This is a genomic window from Candidatus Deferrimicrobiaceae bacterium, from assembly GCA_035256765.1.
GTDB lineage: Bacteria > Desulfobacterota > Deferrimicrobia > Deferrimicrobiales > Deferrimicrobiaceae > CSP1-8.
Map to the genome: position 1 here is coordinate 1 of DATEXR010000293.1, position 15,772 is coordinate 15,772.

16 protein-coding genes are annotated in these 15,772 nt (G+C 65.7%); 2 read left to right on the top strand and 14 right to left on the bottom strand.

The window, feature by feature from the left end:
• The 6 genes from VJ307_10070 to VJ307_10095 form a co-directional block, all read right to left on the bottom strand.
• Positions 1 to 186, bottom strand: a 186-nt coding sequence (locus VJ307_10070) for an FAD-dependent oxidoreductase (GenBank protein HJX74487.1), incomplete at its 3' end; no start/stop codon positions are given.
• 9 nt (positions 187 to 195) lie between these two features.
• The gene (locus VJ307_10075) at positions 196 to 1,317 is read right to left on the bottom strand and encodes a dihydrolipoamide acetyltransferase family protein (GenBank protein HJX74488.1); all 1,122 of its coding nucleotides are present in this window, start codon (positions 1,315 to 1,317) and stop codon (positions 196 to 198) included.
• Positions 1,318 to 1,404: 87 nt separating this feature from the next.
• Positions 1,405 to 2,835, bottom strand: a complete 1,431-nt coding sequence (locus VJ307_10080; GenBank protein ID HJX74489.1) for an aldehyde dehydrogenase family protein — start codon at positions 2,833 to 2,835, stop codon at positions 1,405 to 1,407.
• A 73-nt stretch (positions 2,836 to 2,908) separates the two neighbouring features.
• Positions 2,909 to 3,883 carry an alpha-ketoacid dehydrogenase subunit beta gene (locus VJ307_10085; protein ID HJX74490.1) on the bottom strand — a complete coding sequence of 325 codons (975 nt, stop codon included), beginning with the start codon at positions 3,881 to 3,883 and terminating at the stop codon, positions 2,909 to 2,911.
• A gap of 4 nt (positions 3,884 to 3,887) precedes the next feature.
• Entirely contained in the window at positions 3,888 to 4,940 is a 1,053-nt protein-coding gene (gene pdhA, locus VJ307_10090) for a pyruvate dehydrogenase (acetyl-transferring) E1 component subunit alpha (protein HJX74491.1), read from the bottom strand.
• Positions 4,941 to 5,050: 110 nt separating this feature from the next.
• A complete protein-coding gene (locus tag VJ307_10095) occupies positions 5,051 to 6,256 on the bottom strand; it encodes a CaiB/BaiF CoA-transferase family protein (protein HJX74492.1) in 1,206 nt (401 codons plus the stop codon).
• Between the two features lie 41 nt (positions 6,257 to 6,297).
• Here VJ307_10095 and VJ307_10100 point away from each other — a divergent pair, with 41 nt between their 5' ends.
• Complete coding sequence (locus tag VJ307_10100) at positions 6,298 to 7,065, top strand: UDP-2,3-diacylglucosamine diphosphatase (protein HJX74493.1); 768 nt, start codon at positions 6,298 to 6,300, stop codon at positions 7,063 to 7,065.
• On the opposite strand, the gene VJ307_10105 is transcribed toward VJ307_10100, so the two are convergent.
• The 8 genes from VJ307_10105 to VJ307_10140 form a co-directional block, all read right to left on the bottom strand.
• The gene (locus VJ307_10105) at positions 7,057 to 7,518 is read right to left on the bottom strand and encodes a hypothetical protein (protein ID HJX74494.1); all 462 of its coding nucleotides are present in this window, start codon (positions 7,516 to 7,518) and stop codon (positions 7,057 to 7,059) included. The two genes, VJ307_10100 and VJ307_10105, sit on opposite strands and share 9 nt — an antisense overlap.
• Positions 7,515 to 9,701 carry an Rne/Rng family ribonuclease gene (locus tag VJ307_10110; GenBank protein HJX74495.1) on the bottom strand — a complete coding sequence of 729 codons (2,187 nt, stop codon included), beginning with the start codon at positions 9,699 to 9,701 and terminating at the stop codon, positions 7,515 to 7,517. The genes VJ307_10105 and VJ307_10110 overlap by 4 nt, the downstream gene beginning before the upstream one ends.
• 60 nt (positions 9,702 to 9,761) lie before the next feature.
• A complete protein-coding gene (locus tag VJ307_10115; GenBank protein ID HJX74496.1) occupies positions 9,762 to 10,445 on the bottom strand; it encodes a pyrimidine 5'-nucleotidase in 684 nt (227 codons plus the stop codon).
• Positions 10,446 to 10,449: 4 nt separating this feature from the next.
• Positions 10,450 to 11,805 (bottom strand): TldD/PmbA family protein, encoded by a 1,356-nt coding sequence (locus VJ307_10120; protein HJX74497.1) that lies wholly within the window; start codon positions 11,803 to 11,805, stop codon positions 10,450 to 10,452.
• Positions 11,798 to 12,268 (bottom strand): N-acetyltransferase, encoded by a 471-nt coding sequence (locus VJ307_10125; protein ID HJX74498.1) that lies wholly within the window; start codon positions 12,266 to 12,268, stop codon positions 11,798 to 11,800. The genes VJ307_10120 and VJ307_10125 overlap by 8 nt, the downstream gene beginning before the upstream one ends.
• Positions 12,265 to 13,944, bottom strand: a complete 1,680-nt coding sequence (recN, locus tag VJ307_10130) for a DNA repair protein RecN (protein HJX74499.1) — start codon at positions 13,942 to 13,944, stop codon at positions 12,265 to 12,267. Before recN ends, VJ307_10125 begins: the two co-directional genes overlap by 4 nt.
• Before the next feature lie 13 nt (positions 13,945 to 13,957).
• On the bottom strand, positions 13,958 to 14,812 hold the full coding sequence (locus VJ307_10135) for an NAD(+)/NADH kinase (GenBank protein ID HJX74500.1): 855 nt from the start codon (positions 14,810 to 14,812) through the stop codon (positions 13,958 to 13,960).
• A gap of 201 nt (positions 14,813 to 15,013) precedes the next feature.
• Positions 15,014 to 15,238, bottom strand: coding sequence for a hypothetical protein (locus VJ307_10140; protein ID HJX74501.1), 225 nt, complete (start codon positions 15,236 to 15,238; stop codon positions 15,014 to 15,016).
• A gap of 140 nt (positions 15,239 to 15,378) precedes the next feature.
• On the opposite strand from VJ307_10140, the gene VJ307_10145 reads away from it, so the two are divergent.
• Positions 15,379 to 15,594: a hypothetical protein gene (locus VJ307_10145; GenBank protein ID HJX74502.1), complete on the top strand. Its 216-nt coding sequence runs from the start codon at positions 15,379 to 15,381 to the stop codon at positions 15,592 to 15,594.
• The last annotated feature ends 178 nt before the right edge of the window (positions 15,595 to 15,772 follow it).

Sequence of the window (15,772 nt, forward strand, 5' to 3'; positions counted from 1 at the left end):
CATCTGCTGGTACAGGTCGGCGCTTTTCAGGATCGCCTTGGAGGGGATGCAGCCCCAGTTCACGCAGACGCCTCCCGGCTTGTCCCTCTCCACCACCGCCACCCGCAGGCCGAGCTGCGCCGCCCGGATCGCGGCCACGTACCCGCCCGGTCCCGCACCGATCACCACGAGGTCGAACTTCCTCATCGGCATCCCTCACGCAGGAGAAATCGATTCGATCCGCAAAATGACGTCGTTCATGAACCGGGTGGCCGTTCCCCCGTCGATCAGCCGGTGGTCGAACGAGAGGCTCAGGTACATCATGTCGCGGGGGACGACCTTCCCGTCCCGGACGACGGGGCGTTTCACGATCTTGTGGACGCCCAGGATCGCCGCTTCGGGGACATGGATCACGGGATAGCTGAACAGCCCCCCGATCGACCCGATGCTTGTGATCGTGAAGGTGCTCCCGGAGAGGTCGGACAGAGGAAGCGTTCCGTTGCGCGCCCCCTCCGCAAGCCGTTCGATCTCCCGGGCGATCTCCACGATCGTCTTCTCCCCCGCCTCGCGGATGACCGGGACGACGAGCCCGTCCTCGCTATCCACGGCCATCCCGATGTCATACCGCTTCTTGCGCACGATCTCGCCGCGGGACTCGTCGAGCGACGCGTTCATCGCGGGATAAGCGCGCAGCGCCGTGACGACGGCCTGGACGAGGAAGGGAAGGATCGTGATCTTTACCCCCTCCTTCGCCCCGATCTTCCTCAGGTCCTCCCGCATCGCGAGGAGGTTCGTGGCGTCCGCTTCGTCGACGAGGAGCGCGTGGGGGACCGTCGACTTGGAAAGAACCATCTTCTTGGCGGCCATCCGGCGCTTTCCCCGGAAGGGGATGCGCTCCTCCGTCCCCGGTGCGTCGGGAGGAGCGGCCGGAGCGCGGGCGGCTTCGCGTACATCCTCCTCGGTCACGCGCCCTTCCGGGCCCGTCCCGGAAACGGTCGAGATGTCCACGCCGTGGTCCCTGGCCAGCTTGCGCACTCCGGGAATGGCCAGGACATCCCCTCCCGGGGAAGATGGTTTTGCGGCCGCGGAGGATTCCTCTGCGGCCACTTCGATGACGGCCAGGACCTCCCCGACCTGCACGACCTGTCCGGGCTGCGCCACGATTTTCGCCAGAACGCCGGTCACGGGGGACGGCATCTCCATCGCCGCCTTGTCGGTCAGGATCTCGACCAGCAGGTCGTCCTCCTTGACGAGGGTCCCTTCGGCGACCAGCCAGCGGACGATCTCTCCTTCCGCGACCCCTTCCCCGATGTCGGGAAGCCGAAGTTCGAACTCCACCCGGAACCCTCCTCTTTTCGCATCCCCGCATAAAGAAAAATCATATTCCGAATTGCGGATGCTTTGCCGGAAAAACGACCCCTGGTCTTACGGCTTGATGACCACCATCTTGATGCTGGTCATCTCCTCGACCGCGAACCGGACCCCTTCCCGGCCCAGGCCGCTCAGCTTGTTGCCGCCGTACGGCATGTGGTCCACCCGGAAGATGGAGGTGTCGTTGATCATGATCCCGCCCACGTTGATCCGGTCGACCGCGTACATCGCCTTCCGCAGGTCGTTCGTGTAGACCCCGGCCTGCAGTCCGTACGGGGAGTCCTCGACCATCGCGACCGCGTTCTCGAAGGTATCGTACTCGTAGATCGAGACGAGGGGGGCGAACGCCTCCTGGCACATGACCTTCATCTCGGGGCGGGCGTTGACGAGGACCGTCGGGTAGAGGACCCTCCCCTCCCGCTTCCCGCCGATCAGCACCTTCGCCCCTTCGGAGACCGCCTCCCGGATCCAGCTTTCCGCCCGGATCGCCTCCGCCTCGTCGATCATCGGCCCGACCTCGCAGTCCTTGTCCAGGGGGTTCCCCACCTTGAGTTTCGCCGTGGTCTCCACGAACCGTTTCGTGAACTCCTTGGCGATCGATTGATGCACGTAGAGCCGCTGCAGGGAGATGCAGACCTGGCCGGAGTTGGCGAAGGCGCTGACCGCGCATCGGGGGATCGCGGCGTCGAGGTCCGCGTCGGGCTCGATGATCGTCCCCGAGTTGTTCCCGAGCTCCATCGTGACCTTTTTCAGCCCCGCCTTCCGGATGATCGATTCCCCCACCGGCGGGCTTCCCGTGAAGGAGATCTTCGCGACCCTCGGGTCGGTCGTCATCCACTCCCCCACCGTGCCCCCCGAGCCGACGACGACGTTCATGACCCCGGGCGGAAGACCCGCCTCCTCGAGGATCTCCCCGAGACGGATCGCCGTGAGCGGCGTGGTGGATGCCGGCTTGAGGACGAGCGTGCAACCCGCCGCCAGCGCCGGCCCCACCTTGTGGGCGACGAGGTTCAGGGGGAAATTGAACGGCGTGATGGCGGAGACCACTCCCACGGGGCAGCGCAGGTAGAACCCCACCCGCCCCTCGCCCGCGACGCTTGCGTCCATCGGGATCGTCTCGCCGTGGACGCGCTTGGCCTCCTCGGCGGAGAACTGGAAGGTCTCGACCGCCCGCGTCACCTCTCCGAAGGAGTATTTCCAGGCTTTCCCCGCCTCCCGGCAGATGATCGTGGCGATCTCGTCCTGATGTTTCGCGAGCAGCTGGCTCGTTTTCTCGAGGATCCGGAAACGCTTGTGGGCGGGCAGGCGCGAGTACGAGGGGAATGCCGCATGGGCCGCGCCGATCGCTTTTTCGACCGTCTTTTTCGACGCCACCGGGACCACCCCGATCGTTTCCCCGGTGTACTTGTCGATGACCTTCATCGTCTCCTTGTCCTCGATCCATTTCCCGTCGACCAGCAATCGGTACGAGTTTGCTACGGCCATAGGGCTCCTCCTGGTGGTAGGTCGATGGGCTGCGGAAAACCCCGGCGGGACCGGACCGGCGGGGGGCCCATGATCAGAAGTTTACCGCGGCGCGGATCGCCTCGAGCGCCCGGCGGGCGTCCGGTATGTACGTCTTTTCGAGGGCGTACGGGAACGGCGTGTCGAAGCCCGTCACGCGGGCGATGGGCGCCTTGAGATGCAGAAACGACCTCTCCTGGATCAGCGCCGACAACTCCGCCCCGAACCCGCAGGTCCGGGGCGCCTCGTGCAGGACGATCGCCCGGCCGGTCTTCTGCACCGACCGGTCGACCGCCCCCACGTCGAGGGGCCAGAGCGTGCGAAGATCGATGATCTCGACGCTTACCCCCTCCTTGTCCGCCTCCTCCGCGGCCGTATCCGCCACCGGGACCATCGCCCCGTAGGTGATGAGCGAGACGTCCGTTCCCTCCCGCACGATCCGCGCCACCCCCAGGGGGACGGCGTATTCCCCTTCGGGTACCTCGCCCTTTGCGATCCGGTAGAGCGCCTTGGGCTCCAGGAAGATCACCGGATCCGGGCCCCGCATCGCGGAAGTCAGAAGCCCCTTTCCGTCCGCGGGGGCGGACGGCATGACAACCGTAAGCCCCGCGGTATGGACGAAATACGCCTCCGGGCTCTGCGAGTGGTACAGACCTCCCTTGATCCCTCCCCCGGACGGGGTCCGGATCACGACGGGCGCGGGGAACTGGCCCGCCGACCGGTACCGGAACTTGGCCAGCTCGGACACGATCTGCTCGAAGGCGGGATAGATGAAATCGACGAACTGGATCTCGGCAACGGGGCGCAGGCCGTAAAGCGCCATCCCGATCGCCATACCGACGATCCCCGACTCCGCGAGAGGGGTGTCGATCACCCGTTCCGGGCCGAACCGTTCCCAAAGCCCCTCGGTCGCCCGGAAGACGCCCCCGTTTTTTCCGATGTCCTCCCCGAGGAGGACGACCGCGGGATTCCGCTCCATCTCCTCGGCCAGCGCGGAGTGGATCGCCTGGATGAGCGTCATGGTCGCCATCGGGTCATCCCTCCCCGCCCGAGAGGAGCTTTCTCTGCTCGGCCAGGTGCCACGGCATCTCCGCATACACATCCTCTACCAGTGACTCCGGGGAAACCGGCGGGGCGCCCTCGCACTCCTTCACGGCCCGTTGGACCTCTTCTCTCGCCTCCTCCGCCAGGGTCTCCGCCGTCTTCCCGTCCACGACGCCCGCCCGCCGAAGATACTCCGCAAACCGGCTAACGGGATCCCGCTTCGCCCAATCGGCACGTTCCTCCTCGGGCCGGTAGCGCGTAGGGTCGTCCGAGGTGGAGTGCGGCCCCATCCGGTAGGTCAGCGCTTCGATGAGCGTCGGTCCGCCCCCGGCCCGGGCTTTTTCGAGTGCGTCCCGGGTGACCTTGCACACCGCAAGGAGGTCGTTCCCGTCCACGCGGACCCCCTCGAACCCGTACGCGGCAGCCTTTTCCGCGATCGAGCCCGAAGCCGTCTGCTTTGCGAAAGGAAGAGAGATCGCATACTGGTTGTTGCTGCAGAAAAAGACGGTGGGGGTCCCGTAGACGCCGGCGAAGTTCATCGCCGCGTGGAAATCGCCCGTGGAAGAGCCCCCGTCGCCGAAGAAGGCGATGACCGCGATTTTGTCCCCGCGGAGCTTCGCGGCGTAGCCCGCTCCCACCGCCTGCGGCAGCTGGGTGGCGACGGGGCTGGACACCGATACCAGGTTGATCGATCGGTCGCACCAGTGGTTGGGCATCTGGTGCCCCTTGATCGCGTCCGAGGCATTGCCGAACAGCTGCCCGACGATGGAGGAGAGCGGATAGCCCCGTACGAGAGCTGCACCTTGATCCCGGTAGGAGGGGAAGACCCAGTCTCCTTCTTTCAGGGCGAAGCCGGAGCCGATCTCCGACGCCTCCTGTCCGGTGCTCGGGACGAAAAACCCGATCCGGCCCGACCGCTGGAGACTGATCGCCTTTTCATCCAGGGCCCGGAGGAGGAGCATCTTCCGGAACAGAAACAGGAGGTCCTCGTTCGGCAAGGCTGGGTCCAGCGCCGGATCGACCGAACCGTCCTCCCGTAGCACTGACAGCAACGGCGGTTCCATATCGCTCTCCGTTCCCCGAGATCGTTCGTTTGGCTTTTTCTCCATTTTATCCGATGACCCGCCGGACGAACCGGTTTCCTCCCCCCGCGTCACCTCCTCCGGATCACGCCCTGTTTGCGGAGGTCGGCGATCTGCTCGTCCCGGTAGCCGAGCTTCGCCAGTATCTCCTCGTCGTGTTCCCCAAGCCGTGGGGACCGTGCGGGCGGGGCCGTCCTCCGATGTCCGTCCCCTTCCCGGTCCCGCGAGAGAAACTTCAGGGGAAGCCCGGGCTGCCTGTCCCTTCCTCCGAGCGGGGATTCCACCTCCACGACCATCCCCCGGGCTTGTGCGTTCGGGTGTTCGAACGCCTCCCCGAGCGACAGGACCGGCGAGAAGCAGACATCCTTGTCTTGAAAAAAGGAAACCCATTCGTCCCTCGTCCGGGAAGCAAAGATTTTTCCCATCTCCGCCTTGACGCGCGCACCTTCGTCGCCCGTTGCATACTGCAGGCCGATGAGATCCTCCCGCCCCAGCGCCATCACCAGGTTTTTCCAGAACCAGCTCTCCAGGGAACCGACGCTCACGTACCCGCCACACCCGCACCGGTACGTCTCGTAGCACGGAAACATCCCCGTGAGGATCATGGCCCCGCGCTCCGGGGGAGGCATCCCGGAAAGGACCGCAGCCGCGTGGATCGAAAGCATCGCCATCGTTCCGTCGGTCATGGAGATGTCCACCCAACGCCCCCTCCCCGTGGTCTGCCTCGCATGGAGCGCCATCAGGATCCCGGTCAGGGCCATCATCGCCCCGCCGAACAGGTCCCCGATCTGGACGGACGGGATCGCAGGCGGCGTTTCCTTCCGCCCGCATAACCCGAGCACGCCGGCGTAGGAGATGTAGTTGATGTCGTGCCCCGCCACGTCCCGCATCGGGCCGGTCTGCCCGTACCCCGAAATGGAGCAGTACACCAGGCGCGGGTTCGCCCCGGAAAGCGTGGCGTAATCGACCCCGAGCCGCTGCACCACGCCGGGGCGGAAACCTTCGACCACGACGTCGGCTTCTTGCGCGAGGGTGCGGAAGATCTTTTTCCCCTTCTCCGACTTCAGGTCGAGCGTCATGCTGCGCTTCCCGCGGTTGAGATACCGGTCCGCGGGGCTTTGACCCCACTCCTCCCCCGAGAAGGGGTTGCGCACCCGCGGCGACGGTTCGTCCACCTTGACGACGTCGGCGCCGGAATCGGCCATCATCAGCGTGCAGAAAGGGCCGGGAAGCTGGAGCGACAGGTCGAGGACCCGGATACCGGCAAGCGGCGACATCGGCGTATCCCCCGGAGTTCTTGTGCTATCGTATTCCGCGTATGGAACCGGAAGCCCCCATCGCACTGGACAGGGCGATCTTTCTTTCCGACGCCCACCTGAGCCAGGATGACCTGCACACCCGAAATTTCCTGAGCCTGGCGGAAGAGGCCGCGGCCGAAGGGATCGCCCTGTTCCTGCTGGGCGACATCTTCGACCTGTGGTTCGGGTCCCCGGGGCTTACGTTCAAGTTCCAGAAGCCCGTGATCGAGCGCCTGCAGGAATTGCGGCGCGGGGGCCTTCGCTTATATTACGTGGAGGGAAACCGGGATTTCTATCTGAAAAAAACCCACGAAGGAAGCACGTTCCACGCCGTCTCGGAGGGGGAGATGCGCGCCGCGGTGGGATCCCGGATCGTGTCCCTGTCTCACGGCGACACCGTGAACCGGGCCGACCTCGCCTACCGGTTCTGGAAGACCCTGTCGAAGAATCCCCTGGCCTACGGCGTCCTTTCCGTCCTGCCCCCCTCCCTCGTGCTCCCGGTCGCCGACCGCCTGGAGAGGAAGCTCAAAAAGACCAACCCGCGCTTCAAGGAATCGTTCCCGGAGAGGGAGTCCCGCGAGTTCGCCCTTCGGATGTTCGCCTCCGGCGTGGACTTCGTCATCCTGGGGCACTTTCACACGGAGCGGATCCTGCGTTTCGCCCAAGGCGAGGCGACCAAGATCCTCGTGATCCTTCCCTCGTGGAAGGAGGAGTGGCGGTACTTCACCCTCACCGCGGAGGGAGAGTACGGCTTCCGGAACTTCCGGCCCGACGCGCCGCTACTTTGATCCTCCACTAGCCGGCGGCTCCGGACGGATCGTCTTCCCCATCAGGACGACGAAGAGGATCCCGGCGGCCGCCTCGATCGTTCCGAAGAGGAGGGCGATCCGGTCCAGGCCGAACCCCACGGGCATCATCGCGCCGGCGAGCAGGCCGGCGAGGCCGATGTTCGCGAGCCAGAACTGCGCTTCCGCCCATCCGATGTTCCCCACTTTCGGGAGCCCGAAGAACATCGTCGGGATCAGTTTGTACCCGATGCCGTAGATGAGGAACAGGACGAACCCGACGAGAAGCATGTGGACGTGGACGAACTGGAAGTTGTCGTTCCCGAAGGCGAGCATCCCCACGCCGAGCAAAAGCCCCAGGACGAGGTAGAAGAAGGCGACGCGGATGTACCGCCGGCAAAGCCGGTTCAGGCGGTCCTGGGTTTTCCGCTCGAGGAAGGACAGATCCGTCGTCATGTCCCCTGTCCCCCCGCCGCGGCAAACGCGAGGGCGGGAAGCGAGGGGTCGGCCTGGAAGACGACCCGGGAGCCGCACAACTTCTCCAGCCGGCCGATCTCCTCCCGCTTCTGGTTCACGATCGCCTCCAGCAGGGAGGGCGAAACCCGCAGGACGAGTTCCTTCCCCTGCTCGTGGGCGAGGTCTCCGTGGATCCTCCGCATCAGCTTCACCACCGCCGCGTCGAGCGTGGAGAGATATCCCGTGCCGCTGCACACCTCGCACGCCTTGAACATCACGTCGTAGAAGGATATCCCCATCCTCTGCCGGCTGATGGCCACCAGGCCGAACTTCCCCAGGCTGGAGACGTCGGCCTTCGCCTTGTCCCGTTTCAGCCCCTCCTTGAGGATCCGCTCCACCTCCTTGTTGTGGTTGCGGTGCTCCATGTCGATGAAGTCCACGACGATCAGCCCCCCCATGTCCCGGATCCGGAGCTGGCGGGTCACCTCGGCGGCCGCCTCCTTGTTCGTCCGGAAGGCGGTGTCCTCGATGTCGCGGTCCTTGGAGGACCTCCCCGAGTTGACGTCGATGGACCACAGCGCTTCGGTCCGGTCGATCACGATGTGCCCCCCCGACGGCAGAGGCACCTTGCGAATACAGGCCCGCTCGATCTGTTCTTCCAGGTTGAACTTGAAGAAGAGGGGGCGCTTCTGCTGGTACAACTTGAGCTTGCTTTTCTGCTTCGGGTAGTAGACGTCGAAGAAATCCGACGCTTTCCGCAGGGAGGCGGGCGAATCCATGAGGACCTCGACGATGTCCGAGGAGTAGTTGTCCCGAAGGGTCCGGATGACGATGTCCTGCTCCTCGTAGAGCAGCGCGGGGGCCTTCTCGGCGCGCGCCCCCTCCACCGTCCGGTCCCACAGCTTGATCAGGTTGGTAAGGTCCGCCCGGAGGTCCTTCAGCGGCTGCCCCGCCCCCACGGTGCGCACGATGAATCCCAGGTGGTCGGGGTATGTGAGCTTCTCCATGTTCTTCCGGATCCGCTCCCGATCCTTCTCGCCGGTGATCTTCTTCGAAATGCCGTACCGCTTCATCCCCAGCATCATCACCAGGTACCGTCCCGCGATGCTGATGTACGACGTGACCGCCGCCCCCTTGATGGGCGACTCCTCCTTGGTGACCTGCACGAGGATCTCCATCCCCGGGCGCAGATGGGGCCGCCGGTCCCCCTCGTTCCACGTTTCGAGATTTTCGATGAGTGCCCCGCCGCAGTATTCGTTCAGGGGAAGAAACCCGTGCCGCCCGCCGCCGAATTCGACGAAGGCGGCCTCGATCGCCTGGGCGACATTGACCACGCGCGCCTTGTAGATGTTCCCCTTGAACTGCTTCTTGCGCTGGTTCTCCACCTCGAAGTAGTCGAGAACGCCGTCACTGACGATGGCGACGCGGATCTCCTCGGGATGGGTCCCGTCGATGAGCATCCCCTTCTTCGGACCCTTTCCGGCCGGAACCTCTTCCCCCTCCTCTTCTTCCCCGACCTCTTCCTCCCCGACCTCCTCTTCCTCGGCCCGGGCGGGTTCCTCGGACAACGTCCCTTCGGCCCCCGCGGGAACTTCCGGCTCCGGGAGGGGAGCATCCTGCGCACCGCCCTCGGCGGCTGCCGCCTCCTGCCCGGCGTCTGCCGTTCCCTTCTTCCCCCGTCGCCTTCCGCGCCTGCGGCCCCGGCGGCGTCCTTTCCGCTCCGTTCCCGCCGCTTCCCCGGTTTCCGCGGTTTCCCCGGAGCGCGCCTGCGCCTCCTCCCCACCGGCCTGCCGCTCGACGGTCGGCCCTTCCGCCGGTTCGGCCGGTTCCTGCCCGGCGTCCCCTTCCTCCCGCATCTCCCCCGCGCCTTCGCCCTCCGGTGCGGCCGCGGGCATTTCCTCCCCCGGAACCGCTGCGGCCTGCTGTTTTCCGCGGCCCCGGCCCCGCCGGCGGCTCCGGCGGCGACCTTTCCGGACGCCGTCCTGCGAGTCGATCGCCTCGGCGACCTCGAGATTTTCCGGCGCCGCTTCGACCGGCTCGTCGGATACGGTCCGGCTCTCCGGCCCTTCCGCGGAGGGAGTTCCTGCCTCCCCGCCGGCGGCGGGTGTCCCGGGCGCCTCGCTCTCCTTCTTCCTGCGCGGGCTCCGTTTCCAGTACCTTCGTTTCTTTTTCTCTTCCGTCATGAAATTCCTCCTCCGATGTAGCCCCTCCGTTCGGGGGGCCGTTCGCCCGCCCTCCGCGCCCTACCCAGCGCCGCGGTCCCTTTTCCGCGCTACGCCGGTCCCGTTGGCCAGGAACCGGGGAAGGACCCGGGGAAGGTCGCACACGTCCTCGATGACCGCGTGCGCGGGAAATCCCTCTTCCCGGCCTCCCACCCAGACGGAGAACATCCCCAGTTCGCGGGCCGGGACCAGGTTCTCCCGAAGGTCCTCGCAGAAGAGGGAATCCCTCGGGCTGGTCCCGTTCGCCCGCAGAAGCTTCTCGTACGGGTAGCGGGACGGCTTGGCGATATATTCCATGAACTCGATCCCGTAAATCCCGTCCATCAGGTCCGAAACCCCCAGCGCCGAGAGAACCCGGCGGGCGTACGATTCGGACCCGTTGGTGAACACCACGCGCCTGCCCGGCAGGCAGGAGAGCATCGCCCCCAGTTCCGGTCTCGGCGGCACGATCTCGGGGATGGGGACATCGTGAACGAACTCGAGATACTCGGAGGGGGACACCCCGTGATGATGCATGAGCCCGCGCAGCGTCGTCCCGAACTCCCGGAGGAAATCCTTGCGGACGCGTCCGGCCGTCGGCGGGTCCACGCCGAGCCGGTCCTGCACATAGTGCTCGATCCGGGCATCCACGAGCCTCCACAGGTGAACGTGGGGAGGGTAGAGGGTGTTGTCCAGGTCGAAGACGAACAACGGTTCCGAGGCCATCCCGTTAAGCTCCCCCGATCTCCACGGCGGAAACGGCGAGAGACGGGCACCCCGTCCTTCCGAACCACCGGAAATCGTCCCCGACGGCCACGACGTCCCGGAAAAGCGAGAGGACGTTCCCGGAAACGGCGAATCCGCGGACCGGTTCCTTCTCCTCGCCCCCCTGAAACCGGACTCCCGAGGCCCCCACGGAGAAGTCTCCCGACACCGGATCCGCCGTGTGGATCCCCAACAGCTCCTTCAGGATCACGCCCTCCCCGAGCTCCGACAGCATCTGCCCCACGGTCCGGTGTCCCGCCGTCATGCGCAGCCCGCCCGTGCCGACTGCCGGAGGAACCTTGGGCGACGGCCGCCTGAGGCTCGCCGTCGTCCCCGTCCCGATCCTCCTTCCCCAGAACGAGTCGGCCAGGAACGAGGCGAGCGTCCCGCTCCGGATCAGGACGTTCCGGCGCGAGGAAACCCCTTCTCCGTCGAAGACCGTGGCCCCCGCCCCCTGCGGGTCGAGCGGGTCGTCGACCACCTCCACGCAGGGCGAGGCGACGGTCCGGCCGATCTTCCCCGCGAAGATCGATTTCCCCTTGGCGACCTGCGGGGCGAGAAACGAGGGGGCCAGCACCTCGAGAAGGTCGGCCGTCACCCCGTTCTCCAGGAGGGCGGCGGCGCGGCCGGTCGGCAGGGTGCGGCTCCCGAGCATCCGGAGAGCCCTCCCCCCGCTCTCCTCCGCGATCCCGTTCGGCTGAAGGTCTACGAGCCGTCGGGCGAACCCGAACCCGTATCCCGTCTGCCCCTCCGCCCCCTCCTCGGCCACGGAGTCCACGGAGGCGTAATACCAGGACTCGCGCTGGGCGCCTTCCCTCCCCCGGGAGTTCCGGAACCACTCCCCCGCCACCGTCTCCGTGAGCGACGCGGTCCGCACCCGCTTCATCCGGGGATCGAGGGCGAGTGCGCGGCTTTCCAGCTCGCGGGCGAAGTCCGCCTTTTCGTGATCCCCCACCGTTTCGCAGGAAGGGTCGTAGAGTTGCGGTACGCGGTGCTCTCCGGCCCCCGGGGGACATTCCTCCCCGTCCTCCGGCAGACCGTAGGCGTCATCCCGGTCGGAGGCGTCCGCGCAGAAGATCGCCGCCTCCACGGTATGACGAACGTCGTCCTCCCCCTCCCCGAACCCGTAGGAAAAGCCCATCCTCCCCTCCCGGAAAACGCGGACCCCGAGGGAAACCGTATCCGAGAAAGAGATGGCGTCGATCCCGCCTTCGCGCGCCTCGTACCTGCGGACGCGGGCGCGCCGGACCCACAGCTCCGACTCGCCCCCGCCCCGGCGGGAGACCTCCCGTTTCACCAGACCGAAGAGCCGGTCAGGCACGCAGCAACCCGGACAGATCGGACACCAGGGCGACCTCGTCGCAGTCGGGGAACTTGGAACACTTGAGACAGTCCGTCCAGATCTTCTGGGGCAGTACGGACTTGTCCACCCGGACAAACCCCATCTTCTCGAAGAACTCCGGCTTGTAGGTCAGGGCGAAGACCCGCAGGATGCCGAGGACGATCGCCTCGGAGACGCACGCCTCGACGAGCTTCGTCCCCACCCCTTTCCCCATGTGCCCGTCACGAACGGCAAGCGAACGCACTTCGGCCAGGTCCTCCCACATGATGTGGATGGCGGCGGACCCGATCACCTCGCCGCCGTCGCCGGTGTACACGAAGTAGTCGCGCAGGTTCTCGTAGATTTCGCTCAGCGCCCGGGGGAGCATATCCCCCTTGCGCGCGTAGTCGGCGATCAGTTTCTGGATGGCCTTGACGTCCCCCATCCGGGCCTTTCGGATCATCCCCGCGCCGCTCCCTCGATCAGTTCCCTCGCGTGCGCCTGCGCTTCCTCGGTCACGTCGGCTCCCGAGATCATGCGCGCAAGTTCCTTAATCCTATCCTGTTTCGACAACGCTTGCACCCCGGTGGCGACCGAGCCTTTCCCGGACTGCTTGACGACCAGCAGATGGGCGTCCGCGAAGGCGGCCACCTGCGGAAGGTGGGTGACGCAGACCACTTGCGCCGTCGCGGAGAGTCCTCTCAGGCACGCCCCCACGCGCTCCGCCACCCTGCCGCCGATCCCCGTGTCGATCTCGTCGAACACCATCGTCCGGTTCCCCCGCCCCCGCGCGGAGGCATTGCGGAGAGCGAGCATGACGCGCGAAAGCTCCCCTCCCGAAGCCGTCGTGGAGAGAGGGCGCATCTCCTGACCCGGATTCGCGCAGAACAGGAACTCCGCCTCGTCGAACCCGTGCGCCGAGAGGGATTCCGGCCCGGGCGGGCGGGAAACGAGTTCGACCCGGAACTTCGCTCCGGCAAGCGCCACCCGGGAAAGCTCCTTCCCGACCGCGGGCCCCATCCGTTTCGCTCCCTCGCGCCGCTTCCTGCCAAGCTCCGTGGCCGCGCGCACGCCTGCCTCCTCCTCGTTCCGCAGCTGCTCCCGCAACCGTCTCGCCTCCTCCTGCGCCCCCTCGAGCCTCTCCCGCTCCGCCCGCAGTTCCGTGAGCATCGCCAGAAGCCCCGGCACGTCGGTCCCGTATTTCCTCCTCAGGCGCCGGATCTCGCTCAGCCTTTCCTCCGTCCTTTCCATCGCTTCGGCCGACAGGTCGACCGCCGCCGACAGCCCGGAAAGCTCCCGGGCCAGTTCCTGCGCCTCGATCCCGAGCGACCGGACGCGCTCCACAAGGCCGGCGATCCTCGGGTCGACCGCCGCCGCCTCCTTCAGCCTCGCGGCGGCGAAGGAGAGCGAGGCGACGGAGGAATGCTCCGAGGAGGAAAGGGCGTCTTCGGCCCCCCGGAGGGCCGAAAGCACCTTCGCGGCGTTGCGGAAGAGTTGGAGGTCCGCGGCGAGTTTTTCCTCCTCCTCGGGGCTCAGGGCGGCCCGGGTCAGCTCCTGGACCTGGAAATCGAGGTGCTCCCCCCGCTCGCGCGCGTTCGCCCCGCGCGACTCCGACTCCTCCACGTTCCTCCGGAGGGCGGAGATCCGCCGGTAGAGGCCGCGCATCTCCGCCGCCTCCTGCGCGGTTTTCGAAAAATCGTCCACCGCCGACAGCGCGGCCGCCCGCGACAGGAGGTGGACGACGCTGTGTTGCCCCACAAGCTCCACGAGCAGCGGCGACAAGTCCGCGAGGGCGGTCTGCGAGACCATCCGGCCGTTGAAATAGGCCCGGCTGCGCCCCGCGGCGGGGATGACCCGCCGGAGCACCAGTTCCTCCTCCCACGGAAAGCCCGCCTCCTCCCACGCCTCCTTGAGGTCCGCGCGCCCGGAGAGGTCGAAGCGCGCGGACACCTCCGCTTCCGCCTCCCCCGACTTCACGGCCGTCGGGTCCGCCCTCTCTCCCAGCGCGAGGCGGACCGCCTCCACGAGGATCGATTTGCCCGCCCCCGTCTCCCCCGTGACGATGTTCAGCCCCGGCGCGAACGGCACGCGCACGTCGCGGAAGATGGCGAGATTGCGTACGGAGAGTTCGATCAGCATCTGGGGGAAGGAGTCACCGCTCTCCCCACTTGAGCTTTGTCCGAAGAACGGCGAAGTAATCCTTGAAGGGGGAGCGGAAGAAGCGGAGCGGCGCGGACGCCTTCTTCACCTCGATCACGTCATCCGCCCGGATCCCGAGTCCCACCTGCCCGTCCAGCGTGAGGAAGACGTCGGTCTCCCGGGACCGCAGCTTCACCCGGACCTCCATGTCGTCGGGGATGACGATCGGCCGGTTCGTAAGGGTGTGCGGACAGATCGGGGTGATGACGATGGCGCGCAACGTCGGATAGAGAATCGGCCCCTGCGCGGCGAGGGAGTACCCCGTCGAGCCGGTGGGAGTGGAGATGATCAGCCCGTCCGCCTTGAACGACGAGAGGAACATCTCATCGATCGTGGTCTCGATGTCGATGATCTTGGCGAGCGCCCCCTTGTTGACGACGACATCGTTCAGCACCGTGTAGTTGGCGACCCGCTCCCCCATCCGGTGCACGTGGGCGACGAGCATCATCCGCTCGTCGTAGGCGAAGTCGTAGTGGAAGATGCGCTCGAGTACCGGATACAATTCCTCCAGGGTGATCGCGGTCATGAACCCGAGCGACCCGAGGTTCACCCCGAGAATCGGCTTCCCCGAGATTCCCACGACCCGCGCGGCGGAGAGAAGCGTCCCGTCGCCTCCGATGACGATCAAAAAGTCGCACTTGTCCGGGAGGTTCGATCGGGGCACGGCATCGCCGTGCTGCACGAGCGCGGCGGTCTCCTTGTCGAGCACGACGCGTCTTCCGCGCGCCTCGATCCATTCGGTCAGGTCGGAAACGATCTTCTTCGCCCGGGGATCGGTGTGCTTGGCGATGATGCCGGCGCACTTCATGGTGAATCAGGATAATATATCGGAAGGAAATGGGAAAGGAACGTTTTCCCGCCCCGACCTCTGCGTGGGACTCGTTGCGCGTCTTCGAAACCATCGGGTTCATGGACCGTGCTCGTGGACAAGAGGAGGGTTCCCTTGCCTTCGTTTTCCCTTCCGAAGGCGTCCCGGGGAAGAATCCTTTTTCCCCTTTAAAAAGAACGGTCACCACGATTCCCGATCGATGCGGGAATTTCTGAAACGCTCTTCCAGCCCTTGATGAGAGGGACTTTGCGGGCGGTCGTCTTTTTCGATCGACCATTTCCATCGGTTTTCGCAATGGTTACCCAGGGGCAGGAGATTTACCTTGACGGGGAATAAAAATCCTCGTTCAATTTCCTTGAGAGGTTTCTTCTTACGGTCAACCAAACGATCGATTCCGTGCTCCATCGGTGATGTCATGGCACCCGGGAAATTCCCGGTTTGCCTTTGTCGGAATCGTATCCTCTTGGGGTAACGCGACGCAACATATTCCTTGGTTGTTTGGAAACCTCACCGGGTCGATGGAAAAAGAGGTTCGGGGGGACGATATGGCAAAACTGGACTTCGGGATGGCGATGGTATTGGCAAGGTTCGCCGGAAAAGAAGGAACCCCCTCCCCGGAAGGGAAAAAGATGCCGAAGGCGAACCCGCAAGCACAGGCCGGTTTCGAGAAACGGAAAATCCTGATCGCCGGTTCGTGGTTGAAAATCCCCAAAGTAGAAAGGATTCTTCTGCCTTCCGACCCTTCCGAAAAGGATCTCTGAGGCGGAAGCGATCCTTCCAAGCAAAACCCCCCGGCGAGATTCCCCGCCGGGGGGTTTTTTCGTTCCCAGGTAGAAACCCTGAAATTGTGAGGGATTACTTGGCCTTGACTACGTTGGCCGCCTGCGGTCCCTTGGGACCCTGGGTGATGTCGAACTCGACCCGATCCCCTTCCTGGAG

What these genes read in the sequence shown, in the direction of transcription:
- VJ307_10080 (HJX74489.1), bottom strand. Translation starts at nt 2,835, where the DNA reads ATGGCCGTAGCAAACTCGTACCGATTGCTGGTCGACGGGAAATGGATC.
- VJ307_10085 (HJX74490.1), bottom strand. Translation starts at nt 3,883, where the DNA reads ATGGCGACCATGACGCTCATCCAGGCGATCCACTCCGCGCTGGCCGAG.
- VJ307_10095 (HJX74492.1), bottom strand. Translation starts at nt 6,256, where the DNA reads ATGTCGCCGCTTGCCGGTATCCGGGTCCTCGACCTGTCGCTCCAGCTT.
- VJ307_10100 (HJX74493.1), top strand. Translation starts at nt 6,298, where the DNA reads ATGGAACCGGAAGCCCCCATCGCACTGGACAGGGCGATCTTTCTTTCC.
- VJ307_10105 (HJX74494.1), bottom strand. Translation starts at nt 7,518, where the DNA reads ATGACGACGGATCTGTCCTTCCTCGAGCGGAAAACCCAGGACCGCCTG.
- VJ307_10110 (HJX74495.1), bottom strand. Translation starts at nt 9,701, where the DNA reads ATGACGGAAGAGAAAAAGAAACGAAGGTACTGGAAACGGAGCCCGCGC.
- VJ307_10115 (HJX74496.1), bottom strand. Translation starts at nt 10,445, where the DNA reads ATGGCCTCGGAACCGTTGTTCGTCTTCGACCTGGACAACACCCTCTAC.
- VJ307_10125 (HJX74498.1), bottom strand. Translation starts at nt 12,268, where the DNA reads ATGATCCGAAAGGCCCGGATGGGGGACGTCAAGGCCATCCAGAAACTG.
- recN (HJX74499.1), bottom strand. Translation starts at nt 13,944, where the DNA reads ATGCTGATCGAACTCTCCGTACGCAATCTCGCCATCTTCCGCGACGTG.
- VJ307_10135 (HJX74500.1), bottom strand. Translation starts at nt 14,812, where the DNA reads ATGAAGTGCGCCGGCATCATCGCCAAGCACACCGATCCCCGGGCGAAG.
- VJ307_10140 (HJX74501.1), bottom strand. Translation starts at nt 15,238, where the DNA reads ATGGAGCACGGAATCGATCGTTTGGTTGACCGTAAGAAGAAACCTCTC.
- VJ307_10145 (HJX74502.1), top strand. Translation starts at nt 15,379, where the DNA reads ATGGCAAAACTGGACTTCGGGATGGCGATGGTATTGGCAAGGTTCGCC.